The organism is Streptomyces sp. NPDC093260 (assembly GCF_040683715.1).
Classification (GTDB): domain Bacteria; phylum Actinomycetota; class Actinomycetes; order Streptomycetales; family Streptomycetaceae; genus Streptomyces; species Streptomyces sennicomposti.
The window spans coordinates 126,649-147,850 of the sequence record NZ_JBFBEK010000009.1; the positions used below are offsets into that span (position 1 = coordinate 126,649).

At 74.3% G+C, this 21,202-nt stretch carries 19 protein-coding genes; 13 read left to right on the forward strand and 6 right to left on the reverse strand.

The window, feature by feature from the left end:
- Positions 1-20 precede the first annotated feature (20 nt).
- The 3 genes from AB0N63_RS13975 to AB0N63_RS13985 all read right to left on the reverse strand — a co-directional run bounded on the left by AB0N63_RS13975 (position 21) and on the right by AB0N63_RS13985 (position 3,168).
- Positions 21-974: an RluA family pseudouridine synthase gene (locus AB0N63_RS13975; RefSeq protein ID WP_365528436.1), complete on the reverse strand. Its 954-nt coding sequence runs from the start codon at positions 972-974 to the stop codon at positions 21-23.
- Between the two features lie 316 nt (positions 975-1,290).
- A complete protein-coding gene (locus tag AB0N63_RS13980; RefSeq protein WP_365528439.1) occupies positions 1,291-2,136 on the reverse strand; it encodes a siderophore-interacting protein in 846 nt (281 codons plus the stop codon).
- Between the two features lie 126 nt (positions 2,137-2,262).
- Positions 2,263-3,168, reverse strand: coding sequence for a 5'-3' exonuclease (locus AB0N63_RS13985; protein ID WP_365528756.1), 906 nt, complete (start codon positions 3,166-3,168; stop codon positions 2,263-2,265).
- A 189-nt stretch (positions 3,169-3,357) separates the two neighbouring features.
- On the opposite strand from AB0N63_RS13985, the gene AB0N63_RS13990 reads away from it, so the two are divergent.
- The 4 genes from AB0N63_RS13990 to AB0N63_RS14005 all read left to right on the forward strand — a co-directional run bounded on the left by AB0N63_RS13990 (position 3,358) and on the right by AB0N63_RS14005 (position 8,774).
- Positions 3,358-4,449 carry a betaine/proline/choline family ABC transporter ATP-binding protein gene (locus AB0N63_RS13990; RefSeq protein WP_365528442.1) on the forward strand — a complete coding sequence of 364 codons (1,092 nt, stop codon included), beginning with the start codon at positions 3,358-3,360 and terminating at the stop codon, positions 4,447-4,449.
- A complete protein-coding gene (locus AB0N63_RS13995; protein WP_365528445.1) occupies positions 4,442-7,057 on the forward strand; it encodes an ABC transporter permease/substrate binding protein in 2,616 nt (871 codons plus the stop codon). The genes AB0N63_RS13990 and AB0N63_RS13995 overlap by 8 nt, the downstream gene beginning before the upstream one ends.
- 431 nt (positions 7,058-7,488) lie before the next feature.
- Complete coding sequence (locus tag AB0N63_RS14000; RefSeq protein WP_365528447.1) at positions 7,489-8,055, forward strand: XRE family transcriptional regulator; 567 nt, start codon at positions 7,489-7,491, stop codon at positions 8,053-8,055.
- Positions 8,055-8,774 carry a helical backbone metal receptor gene (locus tag AB0N63_RS14005; RefSeq protein WP_365528450.1) on the forward strand — a complete coding sequence of 240 codons (720 nt, stop codon included), beginning with the start codon at positions 8,055-8,057 and terminating at the stop codon, positions 8,772-8,774. The genes AB0N63_RS14000 and AB0N63_RS14005 overlap by 1 nt, the downstream gene beginning before the upstream one ends.
- On the opposite strand, the gene AB0N63_RS14010 is transcribed toward AB0N63_RS14005, so the two are convergent.
- The gene (locus AB0N63_RS14010) at positions 8,686-9,858 is read right to left on the reverse strand and encodes a TDT family transporter (RefSeq protein ID WP_365528453.1); all 1,173 of its coding nucleotides are present in this window, start codon (positions 9,856-9,858) and stop codon (positions 8,686-8,688) included. The genes AB0N63_RS14005 and AB0N63_RS14010 overlap by 89 nt on opposite strands.
- Positions 9,859-9,928: 70 nt before the next feature.
- Here AB0N63_RS14010 and AB0N63_RS14015 point away from each other — a divergent pair, with 70 nt between their 5' ends.
- The gene (locus AB0N63_RS14015; protein ID WP_365528455.1) at positions 9,929-10,900 is read left to right on the forward strand and encodes a LysR family transcriptional regulator; all 972 of its coding nucleotides are present in this window, start codon (positions 9,929-9,931) and stop codon (positions 10,898-10,900) included.
- An 82-nt stretch (positions 10,901-10,982) separates the two neighbouring features.
- On the opposite strand, the gene AB0N63_RS14020 is transcribed toward AB0N63_RS14015, so the two are convergent.
- Positions 10,983-12,185 (reverse strand): amino acid deaminase/aldolase, encoded by a 1,203-nt coding sequence (locus AB0N63_RS14020; protein WP_365528457.1) that lies wholly within the window; start codon positions 12,183-12,185, stop codon positions 10,983-10,985.
- Positions 12,186-13,540: 1,355 nt separating this feature from the next.
- Between AB0N63_RS14020 and AB0N63_RS14025 the strand changes: the two genes are divergently transcribed.
- The 3 genes from AB0N63_RS14025 (at position 13,541) to AB0N63_RS14035 (ending at position 16,474) form a co-directional block, all read left to right on the forward strand.
- Positions 13,541-14,431 (forward strand): hypothetical protein, encoded by an 891-nt coding sequence (locus AB0N63_RS14025; protein WP_365528459.1) that lies wholly within the window; start codon positions 13,541-13,543, stop codon positions 14,429-14,431.
- A 116-nt stretch (positions 14,432-14,547) separates the two neighbouring features.
- Positions 14,548-15,702: a type VII secretion-associated serine protease mycosin gene (gene mycP, locus AB0N63_RS14030; RefSeq protein ID WP_365528759.1), complete on the forward strand. Its 1,155-nt coding sequence runs from the start codon at positions 14,548-14,550 to the stop codon at positions 15,700-15,702.
- A 34-nt stretch (positions 15,703-15,736) separates the two neighbouring features.
- Positions 15,737-16,474: an SseB family protein gene (locus tag AB0N63_RS14035; protein ID WP_365528461.1), complete on the forward strand. Its 738-nt coding sequence runs from the start codon at positions 15,737-15,739 to the stop codon at positions 16,472-16,474.
- A gap of 34 nt (positions 16,475-16,508) precedes the next feature.
- Here the strand turns inward: AB0N63_RS14035 and AB0N63_RS14040 are convergent, their stop codons facing one another.
- On the reverse strand, positions 16,509-16,907 hold the full coding sequence (locus AB0N63_RS14040) for a DUF1844 domain-containing protein (RefSeq protein WP_365528464.1): 399 nt from the start codon (positions 16,905-16,907) through the stop codon (positions 16,509-16,511).
- Positions 16,908-17,276: 369 nt separating this feature from the next.
- Between AB0N63_RS14040 and infC the strand changes: the two genes are divergently transcribed.
- The 5 genes from infC to AB0N63_RS14065 all read left to right on the forward strand — a co-directional run bounded on the left by infC (position 17,277) and on the right by AB0N63_RS14065 (position 21,006).
- Entirely contained in the window at positions 17,277-17,951 is a 675-nt protein-coding gene (gene infC, locus AB0N63_RS14045; RefSeq protein WP_365528466.1) for a translation initiation factor IF-3, read from the forward strand.
- 109 nt (positions 17,952-18,060) lie between these two features.
- A complete protein-coding gene (rpmI, locus tag AB0N63_RS14050) occupies positions 18,061-18,255 on the forward strand; it encodes a 50S ribosomal protein L35 (protein WP_007829094.1) in 195 nt (64 codons plus the stop codon).
- A 111-nt stretch (positions 18,256-18,366) separates the two neighbouring features.
- A complete protein-coding gene (gene rplT, locus AB0N63_RS14055) occupies positions 18,367-18,750 on the forward strand; it encodes a 50S ribosomal protein L20 (protein WP_006141703.1) in 384 nt (127 codons plus the stop codon).
- A 163-nt stretch (positions 18,751-18,913) separates the two neighbouring features.
- The gene (locus AB0N63_RS14060) at positions 18,914-19,774 is read left to right on the forward strand and encodes an RNA methyltransferase (protein ID WP_365528471.1); all 861 of its coding nucleotides are present in this window, start codon (positions 18,914-18,916) and stop codon (positions 19,772-19,774) included.
- Positions 19,775-19,827: 53 nt separating this feature from the next.
- A complete protein-coding gene (locus AB0N63_RS14065; RefSeq protein ID WP_365528474.1) occupies positions 19,828-21,006 on the forward strand; it encodes an ATP-binding protein in 1,179 nt (392 codons plus the stop codon).
- The last annotated feature ends 196 nt before the right edge of the window (positions 21,007-21,202 follow it).

Here is a 21,202-nt window from a genome sequence, read left to right on the forward strand (position 1 = left end):
CCCCGGCAGGTGAGGAACGCTCACCGTCCGGTCGGCCAGGTCTCCGGGTCGGACCAGGCCCGGAGGGTCCGCCCGCTGCGGAAGCGGTGTTCCACCCCCGTGACCGGGTCGGTGAACTCCAGTGCGCGTGCCAGCAGTTGGAGGGGGCGGCTGAAGTCGCCGGGCGGGCCGTCGGGGGTCACCACCGGGTAGAGGGGGTCGCCGAGGATCGGCACGCCGAGCGCGTTCATGTGCACCCGCAGCTGATGGGTCTGCCCCGTGCGGGGAGTGAGCCGGTAGCGGGCCGGACCGCCCGGCCGGTGCCCGACCAGCTCCACGTCCGTGACCGCGTTCGGCTCGCCCGGCACCTCCTCGGCGGTCAGCACCCCGCGCTCCTTCACGATCCGGCTGCGCACCGTGCGCGGCAGCGCGAGGCCCGGGGCGTACGGGGCGACGGCCTCGTACTCCTTGCGGACCCGCCGGTCGCGGAAGAGCGTCTGGTACGCGCCGCGCTCCTCGGGCCGCACCGTGAAGAGCACCAGTCCGGCGGTGAGCCGGTCCAGGCGGTGCGCCGCGCCGAGGGTGGGGAGGCCCAGCTCGCGGCGGAGCCGGGCCAGCGCGGTCTCGGTGACGTGCGAGCCGCGCGGGGTGGTGGCGAGGAAGTGCGGCTTGTCCACGACGACGATGTGCTCGTCGCGGTGGACCACCACCAGCGGGAACGGCACCGGCGTCTCGGTGGGCAGCTCTCGGTGGAACCAGACGAACATCCCGGGCTCGTACGGCGCGTCGGGCGCCACCGCCCGCCCGTCGGCCGCGACGATCCGCCCGGCCGCGAACATCTCCTCGACCGCGCCGGGCGCCGCCCCCGAAAGCCGCTCCACCAGATGCTCCCGCACGGTGGCCCACGGTCCCTCGGCCGGCAGCCGCACCCGCACCGGGTCCACCCCGTGACGCTGGGGCAGGGGAGCGGGCGGAACACGGGTACGGCGTCTCATCCGCCGAAGCCTACGAGCCGGCGCGGGCCGGGGAAAACCGCCGGCACGCCACGCACGCCCGCGCCGGGGTGGCGTGCCGGCGCCGGACATCCGGGCGAGTGCCGGGTGGCCGGCGGGCGGCCTGCTGGGACGGGTGGCCGGGCGACGCTGGGCGGCCGAGTGCCGAGGCGAGCGACGGGCGGTGGGTGACGGGCGCGCGACCGACGGGCCGGGCGCGCGGCGGACGGGGCGGGCGCGCGGCGGACGGGGCGGGCCGAACGGCCGGGCAGGTCGAAGGGGTGGCGCCCGATGCGGGGGCCACCCCTTCGCTCATGTCTCACGCGGCCGGGGCCGTGCCTTCCTGTTCGGCCTCGATGCGGGCGTTCCAGTCCCGCTTGGAGGCCTGCCAGCCGTCCTCGTTGTGACCCAGGCGCCAGTAGCCGGAGATCGACAGGTCCTCGCGCGGGACGCCCCGCTCGACTCGCAGCAGCCGCCGCAGTTCCTTCACGAACCCGGCCTCGCCGTGCACGAACGCCTGCAGCCGGCCCTCGGGCCAGCGCAGCGCCCGGACCGCCTCCACCAGCGCCTCGCCGACCGGGCGGTCGCCGCGGTGCAGCCAGACCACCGGCACGTCGGAGTCGATCTTCTGCTCCTCCTCGGGGCCGGAGACCTCGATGAAGGCGTGCGCGGTGACGCCCTCGGGCATGGCCTCCAGGGAGCGGGCGATGGCCGGCAGGGCGCTCTCATCGCCGGCGAGCAGATGCCAGTCGGCGCCCGGATCGGGGGCGTAGGCGCCGCCGGGGCCCATGAAGCGCACCGTCTCGCCCGGTCCGGCCAGCGTGGCCCACGGGCCGGCCAGGCCCTCGTCGCCGTGCACCACGAAGTCGAGGGTCATCTCGCGCAGCTCCGGGTCCCAGGCGCGCACGGTGTAGGTGCGGGTGACCGGCCACTGCTCGCGGGGGAACTCCGCGCGGATGCGCTCCATGTCGAAGGGTTCGGGGTAGGTCACGCCCTCGGCCGGGAACAGCAGCTTCACGTAGTGGTCGGTGTACGTGTCGGCCGAGAACCCGGCCAGTCCCTCGCCCCCGAGCACCACGCGCTGCATGTGCGGGGTCAGCCGCTCGGTACGGACGACCTGCGCGGTGTGCGCCCTCCGCGGCTTGCGCGCCGGACGTTCTGCCATGACGGCCTCCCAGTCTCCCATGCTTAGGCTTACCTAAGTTAGCACCTTCCCGTCGCCGCCACCGTCGTACTTGAACGCCTCTTGACCTTGTACCGGCAAACGCCTCCCGCGCGCGGCCACGGGCCCTCACGCCGCCAGCGTGGTCAGCAGCCGTTGCAGGGAGCCGCCGAGCCCCCAGCGGGCCGCCAGCTCCCGCAGGGCGTCCGCGTCGCGCGGGGCGCGGGGCAGCGCGGTCGCGACCTCGGGCAGGGGCACGTCGGCCGCCACACGGACCACCTTCGGCGCCACCGCGAGGTACGGCCGCGCCGCGTCGAGCCGCTTGCGCTGCGCCGGCGTCAGCTTGGCCCTCGGGTCGTCCACGGCCGCCAGGATGCCGGCCAGGTCGCCGAACTCGGCGAGCAGCTTGGCCGCCGTCTTCTCGCCGACGCCGGGCACGCCCGGCAGTCCGTCGCTGGGGTCGCCGCGCAGCAGCGCCAGATCCGCGTACCCCTTGCCGTCGACGCCATACTTCTCCCGCAGCACCGCCTCGTCGGTGGTCTGGAGGGTGCCCACGCCCTTGACCGGGTACAGCACGCGCACCCCGCGCGCGTCGTCCACGAGCTGGTAGAGGTCCCGGTCGCCGGTGACGATGTCCACCGGGCCGTCCGCCCGCGCGGTGAACGTGCCGATCACGTCGTCCGCCTCGTACCCCGCGACGCCCACGCGGGCGATGCCGACCGCGTCCAGGACCGCTTCGATCACCGGGACCTGCGGGGAGAGGGTGTCGGGCACCTCCTCCTCGTCCGGGCCGCCCGGGTGCTCCTCGGCGACGCGGTGCGCCTTGTAGGAGGGGATCAGCTGCACCCGCCAGTGCGGCCGCCAGTCCGCGTCCATGCAGGCCACCAGCCGGTCGGGCCGGTGGTCCTTGACCAGGCGGTCGATGAAGTCGAGCAGTCCGCGCACGGCGTTCACCGGGGTGCCGTCCGGGGCCCGGACCGACTCCGGGACGCCGAAGTAGGCACGGAAGTAGAGGGATGCGGTGTCGAGGAGCATCAGTCGTCCGGTCACGCCCCGATCATGCCGTACGGCACCGACAGCCCCCGGAAGCCTTGTGAGGCAGGACACTTTTTCGTTTGGTCTTCGAAGGTCTGGGCAGGCGCGCGCCCGAGCCAGAAGTAGTTGCGTTATTCAACTGTTATCCGCTTCCGGCTCCGTCCCTGTCCCCGACGACGTGAGGTGCGCGTGACATCAAGGCTTGAGGCCGAACACCTGTACAAAGTGTTCGGCAGACGACCCGACAAGGCGGTGGACAAGCTCCGGCAGGGCGCCGACCGCAAGGAACTGCGCGCCGACGGCGCCACCGCCGCGGTGATCGACGCCTCCTTCACGGTGGCCCCCGGCGAGATCTTCGTGGTGATGGGCCTGTCCGGCTCCGGCAAGTCCACCCTGCTGCGCATGCTGAACGGACTGCTGGAACCCACCGCGGGCCAGGTCCGCTTCGACGGCCAGGACCTCACCGCGCTCAGCGACCGCGAGCTGCGCGAGGTCCGCTCCAGGAAGATCAGCATGGTCTTCCAGCACTTCGCGCTCTTCCCGCACCGCAGCGTCCGCGAGAACGCCGCCTACGGACTGGAAGTGCAGGGCGTGCCCCGCGCCGAGCGCGGACGCCGCGCCGACGAGGCGCTCGCCCTGTGCGGCCTGGCCGGCTGGGAGGACTCGTGGCCCGACGAGCTGTCCGGCGGCATGCAGCAGCGCGTCGGCCTCGCCCGCGCCCTGGCCACCGACGCCGACCTGCTGCTGATGGACGAGTCCTTCAGTGCCCTGGACCCGCTGATCCGCCGCGACATGCAGGACCAGCTGCTGCAGCTCCAGAAGACCCTGAAGAAGACCATCGTGTTCATCACCCACGACCTCAACGAGGCCATGCGCCTGGGCGACCGCATCGCCGTCATGCGGGACGGCCGGATCGTGCAGACCGGCACCGCCGAGGACATCCTGCTGCGCCCCGCCGACGACTACGTCGCCTCCTTCACCCAGGACGTCGACCGCTCCCGCGTGCTGACCGCCGAGTCCGTCATGGACCGCGACGTACGCGGCGACGAGGCCGACTGCGGCTGCGAGACGGCCGCCCCGGACACCCCGTTCACCGAACTGTGCGCGATCAGCGCTCGCGTGTCCCACCCCGTCGCCGTCCTGGACGAGCACCGCGCCCTGGTCGGCGTCGTCCCGCGCCAGCACCTGATCGGCTTCCTCGGCGACGAGAGCGCCGACACCCCCGAGCCCTGCGACACCCCGCGGGCCAAGGGCGGCGAGAAGGCGGTGGCCCGTGCCTAGGATCCCGCTCGGCGACTGGGTCAACTCGGCGGTCGACTGGCTGCTCGACCACATGGCCTGGCTCTTCGACTTCTTCAAGACCGTCTTCACCGGCGCCTACGACGGCATCGACGCCGTCCTCCAGGCGCCCGAGCCGCTGCTGCTCGCGGGCATCTTCGCCGTGCTCGCCTGGTGGCTGCGCGGTTCCCTCGCCGGTGTCCTCACCTTCGTGGGCTTCGCGTTCATCGACTCCATGGAACTGTGGTCGGACGCGATGGTGACCCTGTCGCTGGTCCTGGTCGCCACCCTGATCGCGCTGGTGGTCTCGGTGCCGGTCGGCATCTGGGCGGCGCGCTCGGACCGGGTAGGCGCCGTGGTGCGCCCGGTCCTGGACTTCATGCAGACGCTGCCGGCGATGATCTACCTCATCCCGGCCATCCTGTTCTTCGGCACCGGCGCCTCCGCCGGCATCGTCGCCACCCTGATCTTCGCCCTCGCCCCCGGCGTGCGCATGACCGAGCTGGGCATCCGGCAGGTCGACAAGGAGCTGGTCGAGGCCGCCGAGGCGTTCGGCACCAACCCGCGCGACACGCTCCTGCGCGTCCAGCTGCCGCTGGCCCTGCCCACGGTGATGGCCGGCGTCAACCAGGTGATCATGCTCGGTCTGTCCATGGCCGCCATCGCCGGCATGGTCGGCACCGGGGGCCTCGGCGGCGACGTCAACGAGGCCATCGGCCAGCTCAACGTGGGCCTCGGCTCCGAGGCCGGCGTCGCCATCGTGATCCTCGCGATCTACCTCGACCGGATGACCGGCGCACTCGGCACCCAGGTCTCCCCGCTCGGCCGGCGCGCCGCCGCGCGGGCCCGCGCCGCCGGCGGCCTGAAGATCTGGTCCTACCGGCCACGCCCGCAGATCGCCGTGATAGGCGTGGTCGTCCTCGCCCTCGTGGCCGGCGGCATGGGCGTCTTCGGCTCCGGCTCCGGCGGCGCCACGGCGGCCGGCGGCACGGACGTCGGCAAGGGCAAGAAGGTCACCCTGGGCTACATCCCCTGGGACGAGGGCGTCGCCTCCACCTTCCTGTGGAAGGAGATCCTCGAACAGCGCGGCTACCAGGTGGAGGCCCGGCAGTTCGACGCCGGACCGCTCTACACCTCCCTCGCGCAGGGCAGCGTCGACTTCGAGACCGACTCCTGGCTGCCCACCACCCACGCGCAGTACTGGAAGAAGTACGGCAAGCAGCTGGAGGACCTCGGCTCCTGGTACGGCCCCACCTCCCTGGAGCTGAGCGTCCCGGCGTACATGAAGGACGTCGACAGCCTCGACGACCTCAAGGGCAAGGCGGCCGAGTTCGGCGGGAAGATCACCGGCATCGAGTCCAGCGCCGGCGAGATGGGCCTGCTCAAGAGCAAGGTCCTCAAGGAGTACGGCCTGGACAAGGAGTACAAGGTCGTCGACAGCTCCACGCCCGCGATGCTCGCCGAGCTGAAGCGCGCCTACAGCAAGAAGGAGCCGATCGTCGTCACGCTCTGGTCCCCGCACTGGGCGTACAGCGACTACCGGCTCAAGAAGCTGAAGGACCCCAAGGGCGCCTGGGGCGCCGGCGACGGCGTGCACACCCTGGCCCGCAAGGGCTTCACGGCCGAGAATCCGGTCGTCGGCACCTGGCTGAAGAACTTCAGGCTCGGCGAGAAGCAGCTCACCGGCCTGGAGGCCGAGATCAACAAGGCGGGCAAGGGCCGGCAGCAGGACGCCGTGCGCACCTGGCTGAAGTCCAACCCCGGCCTGGTCGACAAGCTCGCCCCGGTGCCCGGCGGCTCCGGCGCCAAGCCTGCCGAGGCGAAGCGGGCGCTGAACGTCGCCTGGTTCCCCTGGGACGAGGACGTCGCCGTCACCCACCTGTGGAAGACCGTCCTGGAGCGCCGCGGCTACAAGCTGAACCTCAAGCAGATGGACGTCGGCCCCGTCTACACCGGCCTCGCCGGCGGCGACATCGACCTCAACTTCGACGCCTGGCTGCCCTACGCGCAGAAGAACTACTGGGACAAGAGCAAGGACAGACTCAAGGACCTCGGCACCTGGTACCAGCCGACCTCCCTGGAGATCGCCGTGCCGTCCTACGTCAAGGACGTGAAGTCCCTGGCGGACCTCGAGGGCAAGTCCTCCCTGTTCGGCGGGAAGATCATCGGGATCGAGCCGGGCACCGGCGAGATGGACCTGCTCAAGAACAAGGTCCTGCCCGGCTACGGCCTGGACAAGGAGTACAAGGTCGTCGACGGCTCCACGCCCGCGATGCTGGCCGAGCTGAAGCGCGCGTACGCCAAGAAGCAGCCCGTGGCCGTCGTGCTGTGGTCCCCGCACTGGGCCTACAGCCGCTACGACCTGACCAAGCTGACCGACGGCAAGAAGCTCTTCGGCGTCGGCAACACCGTGCGCACCATCTCCAGCCTGAAGTTCCCCGAGCAGTATCCGCAGCTCACGAAGTGGATCAGGAACTTCCGGATGAGCGAGGCCGAACTCGGCAGCCTGGAGAGCGAGATCAACCAGCGGGGCCAGGGCCACGAGGACCAGGCGGTCGACGCCTGGCTGGGACAGCACCCCGACGTGGAACAGCGGATGACCGCCGCCTGACCGCGCCGCCGCACACCGCCCGAGGGGCGGGTCTCCCCGGACGGGCGGGCCCGCCCCTCGGGCGTGCGCGGGACGGCGGCGCGAATCGGCCAACCACGGAGAGCGACCCTCACACCCCGGCCTCCGGCCGTCCGGCGGGCCGCGCCGCGGCCGCGGCGCCGATCGGGCGGTGCGGACCGCAGAGGACGCCGCCGGCCCCGCCGGCCCACCCGCCCCGCCCCCGCCACCGGACCCCCGGCGCACCTCGGCGGAGCCCTTGTCCACTGGCGCGAACCATGAGGTCCCCACTACGGCATCCTTAAGGCAATGCGAAGCCCGCGTGAAACGGTTTGCCGAACATGCGTAGGGTGCAGAGAAGTCATCAGGAGACGTGCGCCCGCGAGCGGTCCCGCACCGGAGCGGACCGACGAGCGAAGGAGGGAGCCGCAGCGATGGGCGACAACAAAGAGCAGCCCCTTCGCGTGGGCGCCGCCGTACGGCGGCGACGGCGCGCGCTGGACCTCACCCTCGCCGTCGTGGCCCAGCGCAGCGGCCTGTCGGTGCCCTTCCTCAGCCAGGTCGAGAACGACCGGGCCCGGCCCAGCCGCGGCTCGCTGGAGAAGGTCGCCGACGCGCTGCGCACCACCGCCGTCGAACTGCTGGCGGCGGCCGATCCGGCGTGCAGCGTCGACGTGGTGCGCGGTGAGGCCGCCGAACTGGAGCCCGAACCCAAGGTGCGCTCCCTGGTGCGCGGCCACCACCAGCTGCACGCCTCCGAGTTCACCGGCGACCACGACGCCGGCCGCGAGTTCCAGCACCGCAACGACGAGCTGATGTACGTCGCCGACGGCGCGGTGGAGATCGAGGCGGAGGGCCGCGCCTACCGGCTGGCGCGCGGCGACACCATGTACCTCACCGGCGGGGTCCGCCACCGCTGGCGGGCGACCGTCCCGGACACCCGGGTGATCGTCGTCGCGGTGGCCGAGCACATCGAGGCGGTGCAGGACCGGACGCGCTGATGCGGGTCGTCTCCCTGGTGCCCTCGCTCACCGAGGCGATCGCCGTGACGCTGCCCGGCGCGCTGGTCGGCGCGACCGACTGGTGCTCCCGCCCGGCGGACCTCGACGTCGTGCGGATCGGCGGCACCAAGAACCCGCGGGTCGAGCGGATCGCCGCCCTGGCCCCCGATCTGGTGGTCGCCAACGAGGAGGAGAACCGCCCCGCCGACCTCGACGCCCTGCGCGCCGCCGGGATCGAGGTGCTGGTCACGCGGGTGCGCAACCTGCCCCAGGCCTTCCCCGAACTGGCGCGGGTGCTGGCCGCGTGCGGGGCGCCGGGCCCGCCGCGCTGGCTGGACGAGGCGGAAGCCGCCTGGTCCGCGCCGCCGGTGCCCGCACCCCGCAGGAGCGCCGTGGTGCCGATCTGGCGGCGGCCGTGGATGGTCCTCGGCCGGGACACCTTCGCCGGCGACGTACTGGCCCGCCTCGGCGTCGGGCACCGCTACGCCCACCACCCGGAGCGCTACCCCCGCATCCCGGTGGAGGAGCTGCGGGCGGCCGCGCCGGACCTCGTGGTCCTGCCCGACGAGCCGTACCGCTTCACCGCCGACGACGGACCCGAGGCATTCCCCGGCCTGCCCTGCGCACTGGTCAGCGGACGGCACCTGACGTGGTACGGGCCCTCGCTGGCCGAGGCTCCGCGGGTGCTGGGCGAGGCGCTGCGAGCAGCGCTCCGCTGACCAGCCCGCGCGCGGTGTGCACGGCCGCCGCGGCCCACGCGACGACCAGGACGGCGTACAGGAGGACCGCCAGGCCCTGGTACACGGCGAGGTGGGTGTGCCGGGCCAGCGCCGAGGCGCCCGTCACGCAGGTGCCAACGGGGAACGTGAAGGACCACCACGTCATCGCGAACCCCATGCCCCGCCGCGCGGCCCGCACCACCTGCGCCGCGGCGAAGGCGGACCAGAGCGCCGCGAAGCCCATCACGGGGACCCCGTAGAGGACGGCGAACGCGGTGAAGGCGGGGCCGTAGGGGGCCGGCAGGGCGCCGGGGGCCGCGTCGGCGAACGCCCCGGCGGCGGTGGTGGACTGGCCGAGCGGGCCGAGCACCAGGAACAGCGTCGGGGTGAGCGCGAGCGGCAGCGGCCCGGCGATCAGCAGCCGCCCCAGCACCAGCGGCAGCAGGGCCAGCGTCGCCAGCAGGCTCAGCCCGAACATCGCCACGCACCCCAGCAGCAGCGTCTGCCGCGCCTGCCCGGCCGGGAGATGCGCGACGAGGGCGGGCCCGAGCGCCGCGGAGACCATCGGCGCCACCACCGGCAGCAGCCACACCGGCGTCGCCTGGTGCGGCTCGATCCGGTGGTGCACGGCCATCAGGTACGGCACGGCCACCGCCGCCACCAGACCTACCGCCGTGCCCGCCGTGAACAGCACGGCGTCCAGGGCGAGCGCGGGCGAGGCGCCGATCCAGTCCCGGCCCACCGACAGGGCGCCGCCGCCCACCGCCAGCAGCGCCATCGCCAGACAGCCGTGGAAGGGGGCCGCCGCCGGGTCCAGCAGATGGGCACGGGCCTGGTCGCGATGGTGGACCCAGTGCAGGGCGCGGGCCGTCAGCAGCACCGCCAGCAGGAGGAGCGAGAGGCACCAGACGGCCGTGCACAGGGGGCTCAGCCCCGGCACGTGCACCGGCAGCGCACCGCCCGCCGAGCCGACGGCGGCGGTGCCCATGACGGAGCCGTACCAGTTGGGGCCCAGATGCCGCACGGCCGGGAAGCGGGGCCGGGACGGGGCCCGGAGGGAGGGGGAACGTACTGCGGTGACCATGGGGCCAGGTTGTCGCGGGGCAGCATCCTCCACCAGGGGCTTTGTCTCTATCAGGGCATAAGCTGGATTTATGGGAGGGCTGAGGAGGACACCACGGACGACCGCGGACGGCGGCGCGGAAGGCGCGGAACGGCCGGTCCCGGGGGCACTGGCGCACCGCGTGCCGGACCTCGGCGCGCTGGAACTGCTGCTCGCCGTCGCCCGGCTGGGCAGCCTCGGCGGGGCGGCCCGCGAACTCGGCATCACCCAGCCCGCCGCCAGCAGCCGCATCCGCTCCATGGAACGGCAGCTCGGCCTGGCCCTGGTGGACCGCTCGCCGCGCGGGTCCCGGCTCACCGACGCGGGCGCGCTGGTGACGGACTGGGCCCGGCGGGTCGTGGAGGCCGCGGAGGCCTTCGACGCGGGGACGCAGGCCCTGCGCGACCGCCGCGACTCGCGGCTGCGGGTCGCCGCCAGCATGACCATCGCCGAGTACCTGCTGCCCGGCTGGCTGATCGCGCTGAGGGGACATCGGCCGGACACGGCGGTGTCGCTGCTGGCCGGGAACTCGGCGACGGTCGCCGAGCGGCTGCTCGCCGGCGAGGCCGACCTCGGGTTCGTGGAGGGCGTGTCGGCGCCGGCCGGCCTGGACTCCGTGGTGATCGCCCACGACCGCCTGATCGTGGTCGCCGCCCCCGCCCACCCCTGGGCCCGCCGCAGGCGGCCCCTGGGCGCGGCGGAACTGGCCGCCACGCCGCTCATCCTGCGCGAGAGGGGCTCCGGCACCCGCCAGGTCCTGGACGCCGCGCTCGGCGGCCTGGCCCGCCCGCTGATCGAACTGTCCTCCACCACGGCCGTGAAGGCCGCCGCGGTGAGCGGGGCGGGTCCCGCGGTGCTCAGCGAACTCGCCGTGGGCGACGAGCTGACCCTGCGCCGCCTGGTCACCGTCCCGGTCGAGGGCGTCGCCCTGCGCCGGGCCCTGCGCGCCGTCTGGCCGGCCGGCCACCGCCCGGCGGGCCCGGCCCGCGAACTGCTGTCGCTGACGCGGTCGGGCGGCGGGTGAGTGGGCGCTCCCGAGGGAAGAGCCGGCTCCCCCAGGGAGGTGGCTTGAAGGGCTGCCGGGGCCGACTGCCGAGAGGGAGGAACTAGAGGTACGTGTGGCCCTCGCCCCGGTACGTCGGCACGGACGCCGTCACCCGGTCGCCCTCGACCAGGTGCAGCGTGTCGAACCGCTCGCACAGCTCGCCCGCCTTGGCGTGCCGGAACCACACCTTGTCCCCGATCAGCAGATCGTCGGCGGGCGAGCCGAGCAGCGGCGTCTGCACCTCGCCGGCGCCCTCCTGCGGGTCGTAGCGCAGCCCCTCGGGCAGATACGGCACCGGCAGCCGGTCCGGGCCGGCCGCACCCGAGGCCGGGTAGCCGCCGCCGAGGACCGTGACGGCGCCGACGCCCGGCCGGCGCACCACGGGCTGCGCGAACAGCGCCGCCGGACGGCCCCGGAACGACGTGTAGTTGTCGAACAGGCGCGGCACGTACAGCCCGGAGCCCGCGGCGATCTCGGTGACCGCGTCCTCCCCGGCGGTGTGCTGCACACTGCCCGTGCCGCCGCCGTTGACGAACTCCAGGCCCGGCGCCACCGCGCGGACCGCCCCCACCACGGCCGCCCGCCGCTCGGCCAGCTCCCGCCGGGCGGCCGTCTGCATCAGCCGGATCGCCCGCGAGCGCAGCGGCCGCCCGGCCACCGCGTCGCCGACGCCCGCGACATGGCCCTCGTACGCCATGATCCCGACCAGCTCGAACCCCGGTCGCCGGACCACCGTGCGGGCCACCTCGGCGATCTCGGCCGGGGAGTGCAGCGGGGAGCGGCGCGCGCCGACGCGCACCCGGCCGCCGAGCAGCCGCAGCGAGGTGTCCAGCTCCAGGCAGACCCGGACGGTCTCGCGTCCGCCCTGGCGCGCGGCGTCGATCAGATCGAGCTGGGCCGGGTCGTCCACCATCACCGTGACGGCGGCGGCCAGTTTCGGATCGGCGGCGAGTTCGGCGAAACCGGCGCGGTCGGCGGAGGGGTAGGCCAGCAGCACGTCCTCGAACCCGGAGCGGGCCAGCCACAGCGACTCGGCCAGCGTGAACGACATGATGCCCGCGAAACCGTCCCGGGCCAGGACCCGTTCGAGCAGGGCGCGGCAGCGCACGGACTTGCTCGCCACCCGGACCGGCTTGCCGCCGGCCCGGCGGACGAGGTCGTCGGCGTTGGCGTCGAACGCCGCCAGATCGACGATCGCGACGGGGGCGTCGAGGTGGGCGGTGGCCCGGTCGTACCGGGCCCGGTCGGCGGCACGCGCAGTCATGAGCGAAGCCTGCCAGACAGGATTACCGCAGGGTAGGGGGACGTTCCGGGCAGATGCCCCGGGGTCGCCGTCCGGGTTCCCGCCCACCCGGATTCAGCCCGTAGAGTGACGCGCACGTTCGGCGGAACGACGCGCCGGTCGCGGCCGTGGAGTTGAGCCGGGATGGCACTTCGTCCGTACGGGTATGCGTGCCCGGTGACGACGCGTCGGAGCCGGGCGGTGCGACGAGGACGGCCGCGCGCCGGGAAGCGGCCCGGGCACGAGGAAACGGGGGGTGCATGAGCACGGACGCGCGCCACGCTCCCATACCGCCGCGCCCCTCCGACCCGCCGCCCCCGCCCCCTGCCTCCGCCCGCTTCCCCGACACCCCGCCCCCGCGCCCCGCGGCCCCGCCGCGACCCACCGCCCCCGAATCAGCCGAGGGCGGCCCGGGACCGAGCGGTGCCACGCCCGTCGGGCCCCGCGCTGCCGGGACGGCCGGCAGCGGCCCGCGGTCCACCGGCGGTACGCGCCCTGGACCCGCGCCCGCCGGGACCACAGGCGGTCCGAGGCCGAGCGGTGCTACGCCCCCCGGACCCGCCGCTGCCAGGGCGGCCGGCGGCGGCCCGCGGCCGAGCGGGGGCATGCGCCCCGGGCCTCGCGCCGGCGGAGCCGCCGGCGACGGCCCGCGGCCCACCGGGAGTACGCACCCCGGCGCCCCCGACTCCGGCCGGGCCCCGACGAACCGCCCCGCCCCCCGCGTCCAGGACGCCGCACCCACCCCGACAACCCCACCCCGCCCGCCCACGGAGGCCCGCACGCCCGCCGGGCGGACGGTCCAGCCCACCGCCCCGGCCGCGTCGCCCCGTACCGGTGACCCGGCGGCGCGACCGGGCGCCGCACCGGCGGCCCCGACTACCGGCGCACCGGCCGGGTGGCCGGGTGCCGCGACGGCCGCGCGGGCCGCCGACGTGCCGTCTGCCCGGCCCACCCGCCCTGCGGCGCAGCCTCGTGCAGACGACCCTGCCGCCGAGGCGCCGCGGTCCTCGGGCGCACCGGCCCGGTGGCCGGGTGACGCGACGGCCGCGCAAGCCGCCGACGTGCCGGCGGCCCCGCGCCGTACCGGCGGTTCCGCCGGCCGGCTGAGTGCCCCGTACGGCGGCACGCGGGCCGGGCGGGACGCCGTCACGGCCGGGGGCCCGGTCGCCGGCCCGGCGGCAGGCCGGCGGGCTGACGCGGCTGCCGTGGGGCGCGGCGGCACCGGGCGGCCGGGCGACACCGACCCGGACACGACGCGGCTGCGCCCCATCCCCCCGCACCGGTCGCCCGAGCCCGCACCCGCCGCTCCGCCCCGGCCCGTTCCGGGCCGGGCCTGCGTGGCGTCGCCCGACCCCGCCCTGTCCTGGAGCGCGGCCGCCGCCCCCGGCGCCGTGCTCGACGCGCCGCGGGCTCACTTCGCGTTCGGCGAGCCCGAGGGGTACGACGAGCACGGGCGGGCCCGTGCCCTCGGCGGGCGGGTACGGCCGCGCACCGCCGCGGTGGCCGCCTGCGTCGTCCTCGGGCTCGGGCTCGTCGGCGGCGCCGTGACCGGCAGCTGGCTCACCGGTGGCTCCGGAGACGGCGGCGCGGCCACCGCCTTCGCCACCGCCGGGGGCCTGTGGCACAACGTGCCCGTCGACCAGCTCTTCCCGCCCACCGTCCGGGGCGACGGCGCCGGCCCCGGCGGCGCCGACCGCACCTGGACCCGCGTCGCCGTCGCCCCGGACGGCGACTGCGCGGACGCCTTCGACCCGCAGCTGCGCAAGGCCCTGGCCCCCGTCGGCTGCGCCCGCCTGCTGCGCGCCACCTACACCGACGCCACCCAGAGCTACGTCACCACCGTCGGCCTGCTCTTCACCGGGGCCGACGCCCCCGCCATGACGTCGCTGGCCGCCCGCTTCAAGAGCGAGGGCCTGGCCCGCCGCACCGACCTCATGCCCCGCCCGTACGCCGCCAGGGGCACCGTCGCCGAGCACTTCGGCGACAGACAGCGCGCGTCCTGGACCGTCTCCGTGCTCACCGAGGCCCCGGTGGTCGTCTACGCCGTCTCCGGCTGGGCCGACGGCCGCACCGTGGACGCCCCGGAGCCCGCCGCCGACGCGATGCGCGCCGGCGCCACCACCGCGCCCGCGCAGGCGGGCCTCGGCCACGAGGCACAGGGACTGGCCGACCGCATCGAACGAGGCTTCCGCAAGACCGCCGCCCCGGCCACGGAGAAGCCCTCGTGACAGCCGCCCCCACCAGCACCGCACCCACCGGCACCGGCCCCTTTGGACCCGCCCCCACGAGCGCCGCGCCCGCCGAAGCGGCCGCCCGGCGGCCCGCCGCCCGCCGCGCCGCCGCCCTGGGCGTCCTCCTCGCCGCCTCCCTCGCCCTGGTCCCGGCCGGCGCCGCGTACGCCGACGGCATCCGCGCCAAGCAGTGGGCCCTGGACGCCCTGCACACCCAGCAGCTCTGGCGGACCACCAAGGGCAAGGGCGTCACCGTCGCCGTCCTGGACACCGGCGTCGAGGCCGACCACCCCGACCTCGACGGCAACGTCCTGCCCGCCAAGGACCTGATCGGCTTCGGAGCGCGGCCCGGCGACCGCGACTGGGCCCGCCACGGCACCGCCATGGCCGGCATCATCGCCGGACACGGCCACGGCCCCGGCGACGCCGACGGCGTCATGGGCGTCGCCCCCGAGGCGAAGATCCTCCCCGTCCGGGTGATCCTGGAGGACGGCGACTCCGCCCGCACCCGCGCCCGCACCACCCGCGGCGGCGCCCTCGCCGACGGCATCCGCTGGGCCGCCGACCACGGCGCCGACGTCATCAACCTCTCCCTCGGCGACGACTCCGACTCCGCGCACCCGGAGCCCGCCGAGGACGAAGCCGTGCAGTACGCGCTGAAGAAGGGCACCGTCGTCGTCGCCTCCGCGGGCAACGGCGGCGACAAGGGTGACCACGTCTCCTATCCGGCCGCCTATCCGGGTGTGATCGCCGCGACCGCCGTCGACCGCTACGGCACCCGGGCCGCCTTCTCCACCCGCCGCTGGTACGCAACGGTCAGCGCGCCCGGCGTCGACATCGTCATCGCCGACCCCGACCACAAGTACTACGAGGGCTGGGGCACCAGCGCCGCCTCCGCCTTCGTCTCCGGCGCCGTCGCCCTGATCAGGGCCGCCCACCCGGACCTGACGCCCGCGCAGATCAAGAAACTCCTGGAGGACACCGCCCGCGACGCGCCCGTGGGCGGCCGGGACGACTCCCGCGGCTTCGGCATGATCGACCCCGTCGCCGCCCTCGACGCGGCTGCCCGGCTGCGCCCCGAGGGCCTGCGCACGACCGCCTACGGCAGCGAGTACTTCGGCCCCGGCCCCGACACCGCCGGGAGCGACCACGACACGGCGGACTGGGCCGGCTCCCTCGCCGGCTGCGCCGGGGGAGTGCTCCTGGCCGTCGCCGCGGTGCTGTGGCGGCGCGGACGCGGCACCCGTGGCTGGGCCGAGGGACCCTGAGAGAGCCGTGAGTGGCCCGGATAGGCTCGGGAACGTGGCGAACAAGAACATCCCCGACCCCGGCTACTCCGACGACGACGGTTCCGCCGACCCCCGGCTGAGCGCCGCCCTCGCCGCCTGGGCCGAGGACCGCACCGCCGTGGACCCGGTGCTCCAGGCCCTCGAGGGCGCCCGGCTGCTCGTCCCCGTCGTCGCCGTGCTGGGCGAGGTGGAGGAGGACGAGAACGGCTTGCGTCGCGAGAAGACCAGCGACATGGCGGTGCCGACGCTGAAGGCCGGCCACCGCACCGCGCTGCCCGCGTTCACCTCCACCGACTCCCTGGCCCGCTGGGACCCGGCCGCCCGCCCCGTCGCCGTACCCCTGCACCAGGCCCTCCAGGCCGCCGCGCACGAGAAGGCGGACACGGTGGTGCTGGACATGGCGGGGCCGGTGCCGTTCGAACTGACCGGGGCCGCGCTGCGCGCGCTCGCCGAGGGCCGTACGACGGCCGACCCGCTCGCCGACCCGGCGGTCGTCGCGGCCGTACGGGAGGCGGTGGCCGGCGACGCGGCCGTGCTGCGCGCCCACCTCGGGCCCGGGCGGGCCGACGGCACCCTCGCTCTGGTGCTCGACCCGGCCGCCGCCGTGGACCCGTCCGACACCGCGCGCGCCGTCGCCGCCCGGCTGGCCGCCAGCGACACGCTGAGGGCCCGCCTGGTGCGCGGCCTCGACCTGGCACTGCTGCCGGCCGGGGCGACGCCGCCGGGCGAGCCCTTGTACGTACGGGGGTGAACGCCGCATGCGTACGGCGATCGGGGCGAGCGGGTCAGCCGTAGACCGGGCCGGTGTACTTCTCGCCCGGGCCCTGGCCCGGCTCGTCCGGGACGACCGACGCCTCGCGGAACGCCAGCTGGAGCGACTTCAGGCCGTCGCGCAGCGGCGCCGCGTGGAAGGAGCTGATCTCGGTCGCGCTCGCGTCCAGCAGACCGGCGAGCGCGGTCACCAGCTTGCGGGCCTCGTCCAGGTCCTTGTACCTGTCGCCCTCCTCGGTCAGACCGAGCTTCACGGCGGCGGCGCTCATCAGGTTGACGGCGACCGTCACGATCACCTCGACCGCGGGGACCTCCGCGATGTCACGGGTCATGGCGTCGAAGTCGGCGACGCCGGGATTCTCGGGGCTCTCCGCGGCGTGCTCGGAGGGCTGCTCAGAGGGGGTCTCACTCATGCCCCACACGATAGGTGCAGCGCGGACCCGCGCCGCACGGCGGGCGTGCCCGGCCCGATTGGCCGCGCCCGGCCGATCCTGCTAACCTTGTGTAACGACCGGTCGGACACGTATGCCTCACGGCTCACGTGCCGGCCCACAAGTGGAGGCTTTCGAACTCCCACCTGACCGCCCCCCGGGCGGCGGGTCACCGGTCAGACGGCCCCGTCCCGGCGACGGCGGTCCGTCCGAACAGCGCGCCCCGTGGCCTCACGGCGGTCGCTCCGGTAGTTCGAGGAGCCCCGCCTGTGATCGTCCGGGGCATTTTTCGTGTCTCGGCGCGGTTAGGTCTGTCGAACAGAGACGTACGCGGCCGTCCGCCAGACCGCCGTGTGGTGCTACCGAGGAGGATCCATCAGCGCCGAGCCCCGCATCAACGACCGGATTCGCGTTCCCGAGGTGCGACTTGTCGGTCCCAGTGGCGAGCAGGTGGGCATCGTCCCGCTGGCCAAGGCACTGGAGCTTGCGCAGGAGTACGACCTGGACCTGGTCGAGGTCGCGGCGAACGCCCGTCCGCCCGTGTGCAAGCTCATGGACTACGGGAAGTTCAAGTACGAGTCGGCCATGAAGGCCCGTGAGGCGCGCAAGAACCAGGCGCACACGGTCATCAAGGAGATGAAGCTCCGGCCGAAGATCGACCCGCACGACTATGACACCAAGAAGGGTCACGTCGTCCGGTTCCTCAAGCAGGGCGACAAGGTCAAGATCACGATCATGTTCCGTGGTCGCGAGCAGTCCCGGCCGGAGCTGGGTTACCGGCTGCTGCAGCGCCTCGCGGAGGACGTCCAGGACCTCGGTTTCGTGGAGTCGAACCCGAAGCAGGACGGCCGCAACATGATCATGGTTCTCGGTCCGCACAAGAAGAAGACCGAGGCGATGGCCGAGGCCCGCCAGGCGCAGGAGGCCCGCAAGGCCGACGCGAAGGCCAACCCCGGCCGCTCGCAGAACGCCGCGGACATCGAGGCGCCCGCCGAGGAACCGGCCGAGGAGCACGCCGAGGCGTGACCCCCGGGACGCCTGTCCCAGGATGTAACCGAAACAAGAGCGACGCTCCACCGTGCCCGGTTCTCGCGACCGGGCACCGGAGCGCCACCGACGAGGAGAGAACGGCGCTATGCCGAAGAACAAGTCGCACAGCGGTGCCAGCAAGCGCTTCAAGGTCACCGGCTCCGGCAAGGTGCTCCGTGAGCGCGCCGGCAAGCGCCACCTGCTCGAGCACAAGTCGTCCCGTCTGACGCGTCGCCTCACCGGCAACGCCGAGATGGCCCCGGGCGACGCCAAGAAGATCAAGAAGCTTCTCGGCAAGTGACGCCGCGGGCGCCCGATCGGCTGATCCGGCTCGCCCCACGTCTTTACCGGGACCCAATCGTTTCCGGGCCGTGTGAGCACACCCACGGCCCCGCTACAAGGAGTTAATCAAGTGGCACGCGTCAAGCGGGCAGTCAACGCCCACAAGAAGCGCCGGGCGATCCTCGAGCAGGCCTCCGGCTACCGCGGTCAGCGCTCGCGTCTGTACCGCAAGGCCAAGGAGCAGGTCACCCACTCGCTGGTCTACAACTACAACGACCGCAAGAAGCGCAAGGGTGACTTCCGCCAGCTGTGGATCCAGCGCATCAACGCCGCTGCCCGCGCGAACGGCATCACGTACAACCGCTTCATCCAGGGTCTGAAGGCCGCGAACGTCGAGGTCGACCGCAAGATCCTGGCCGAGCTGGCCGTGAACGACGCGAACGCGTTCGCCGCGCTCGTCGAGGTCGCGCAGAAGGCCCTGCCGAGCGACGTCAACGCGCCGAAGGCTGCGTGACGCTGCGCCGGCTTTGAGCCGGTGACTGTCAGGACCCGCAGGCTCCAGGGCCTGCGGGTCCTGTTGTCGGGGCGGGGCGCTGTTGGTCGGCTGCGGGTCCGGTGTGGCCGGGCGCGCAGTTCCCCGGCCCCTTGGTGCCATCACGAGTTCCGAAAGTAAGAGGATGTCCTCCGCCAGTCCCGAGCTGATCTCCCCCCGGTCCTCGCGCGTGAGCGCCGCCCGCCGGCTGGCCAGGCGGAACTTCCGGGGGAAGGAGCGGCTGTTCCTCGCGGAGGGGCCGCAGGCCGTACGGGAGGCCGCCGGGCACCGGCACGGCGGACAGGCCACGCTGGTCGAGCTGTTCGCCACCGTCGACGCCGCGGAGCGCTACGCCGACATCATCGGCGAGGCCCGCACCGCCGGCGCCCGCGTGCACCTCGCCGCCGACGAGGTCATCGCCGACATCTCCACCACCGTCACCCCGCAGGGCCTGGTCGGCGTCTGCCGGTTCCTCGACACGCCGTTCGCGGACATCCTCGCCGGCCGCCCCCGCCTCGTCGCCGTCCTCGCCCACGTGCGCGACCCCGGCAACGCCGGCACCGTGCTGCGCTGCGCCGACGCCGCCGGCGCCGACGCGGTCGTCCTCACCGACGCCTCCGTGGACCTGTACAACCCCAAGGCCGTACGCGCCTCCGTCGGCTCGCTGTTCCACCTGCCCGTCGCCGTCGGCGTCCCCGTGGAGCAGGCCGTGGCCGGACTCAAGGACGCCGGGGTACGCATCCTCGCCGCCGACGGCGCCGGCGAGCACGACCTCGACGACGAGCTGGACAAGAACACCATGGGCGGGCCCACCGCCTGGGTGTTCGGCAACGAGGCCTGGGGGCTGCCGGAGGACACCCGGGCCCTCGCCGACGCCGTCGTGCGCGTCCCGATCCACGGAAAGGCCGAGAGCCTGAACCTCGCCACCGCCGCCGCCGTATGTCTCTACGCTTCGGCCCGCGCCCAGCGCGCCTTCGGAGGATGCCGGTCCGTCGCCCACAGCTAGTAGGGTGACCAGCTCGGGGGCCTGCTGCACCGGCTGAGAGGTGGGGTACGGGGATGAGTGTCGGCACCGGCGGCGCACCGGACACGGACGCCGCGCGCCCACCGCACGTGCCCCGGCCCGGCGGCCACGGCCCCGCCCGGCAGCCCGGGTCCGCCTTCGCCCACGACCTCGGCATCGACCCCGACGAGCTGCCCGACGGGCTGGTGGTGGCCGACCAGGACGGCCGGGTCGTCCGGTTCAACGCCGCCGCCGCGCGCATCACCGCCACCCCCGCCGAGCGCGCCCTCGGCCGGCCGCTGGAGGAGGCGCTGCCGCTTGAGGACCTGGAGGGCCGCCGCTGGTGGCAGCTCACCGACCCCTACGGCGGCCTCGCCATCCGCGCCGGCCAGCCCGAACGCAACCTGCTGCTGCCCGGCGGCCGGGAGGTCCTCGTCTCGGCGAAGTACGTCCGCACCCGCCCCGCCGGGCCCGTCCGCCGGGTCGTCGTCTGCCTGCGGGACACCGAGGCCCGCCGCCGCACCGAGCGCAGCCACGCCGAGCTGATCGCCACCGTGGCGCACGAGCTGCGCTCGCCGCTGACCTCGGTCAAGGGCTTCACCGCCACCCTGCTGGCCAAATGGGACAGGTTCACCGACGACCAGAAGCGGCTCATGCTGGAGACCGTCGACGCCGACGCCGACCGCGTCACCCGGCTGATCGCCGAACTGCTCGACATCTCCCGCATCGACTCCGGCCGCCTGGAGGTGCGCCGCCAGCTCGTGGACATCGGCGCCGCCGTCGGCCGGCACGTCCAGGCCTACGTCGCCGCCGGACAGCCCGCCGACCGGTTCCTCGTCCGGGTGGAGCAACCACTGCCCGACCTGTGGGCCGACCCCGACAAGATCGACCAGGTGCTGAGCAACCTGATCGAAAACGCGGTGCGCCACGGCGAGGGAACCGTCACCATAGACGTGACACCCGCGGTGTCCTCCCGGGACGGGGACGACGCGGCGGGCGCAGCCACGTCGGTCACGGTGAGCGACGAGGGTCCCGGCATCCCGGAGGAGTCCATGAATCGCGTCTTCACCCGCTTCTGGCGGGGCAGCAAGCGCGGCGGCACCGGCCTCGGGCTCTACATCGTCAAGGGCATCGTCGAAGCGCACGGCGGCACCATCACGGTCGGACGCGCCCCGGGCGGCGGCGCGCGGTTCCGATTTACCCTGCCCGTGGGCACCCCGGCGCACCTGCTCTGACCCCCCGCCGAGGACCCACGGGCGCTTTCCCTCCGCTCAGCCCCGTTAGACTCGGCCTTTGGCACCTTTGCGTCCCAGGAACGGAGACGAGTCGTCCACCAGGCGGAGACGGCTCGTCCACGAGTCGGTGACGGGACCGTCAGCATGGGGGTACCTCCCAGCGGTAGCTGGGGGACAATCGGAAGCACGGGAAGAG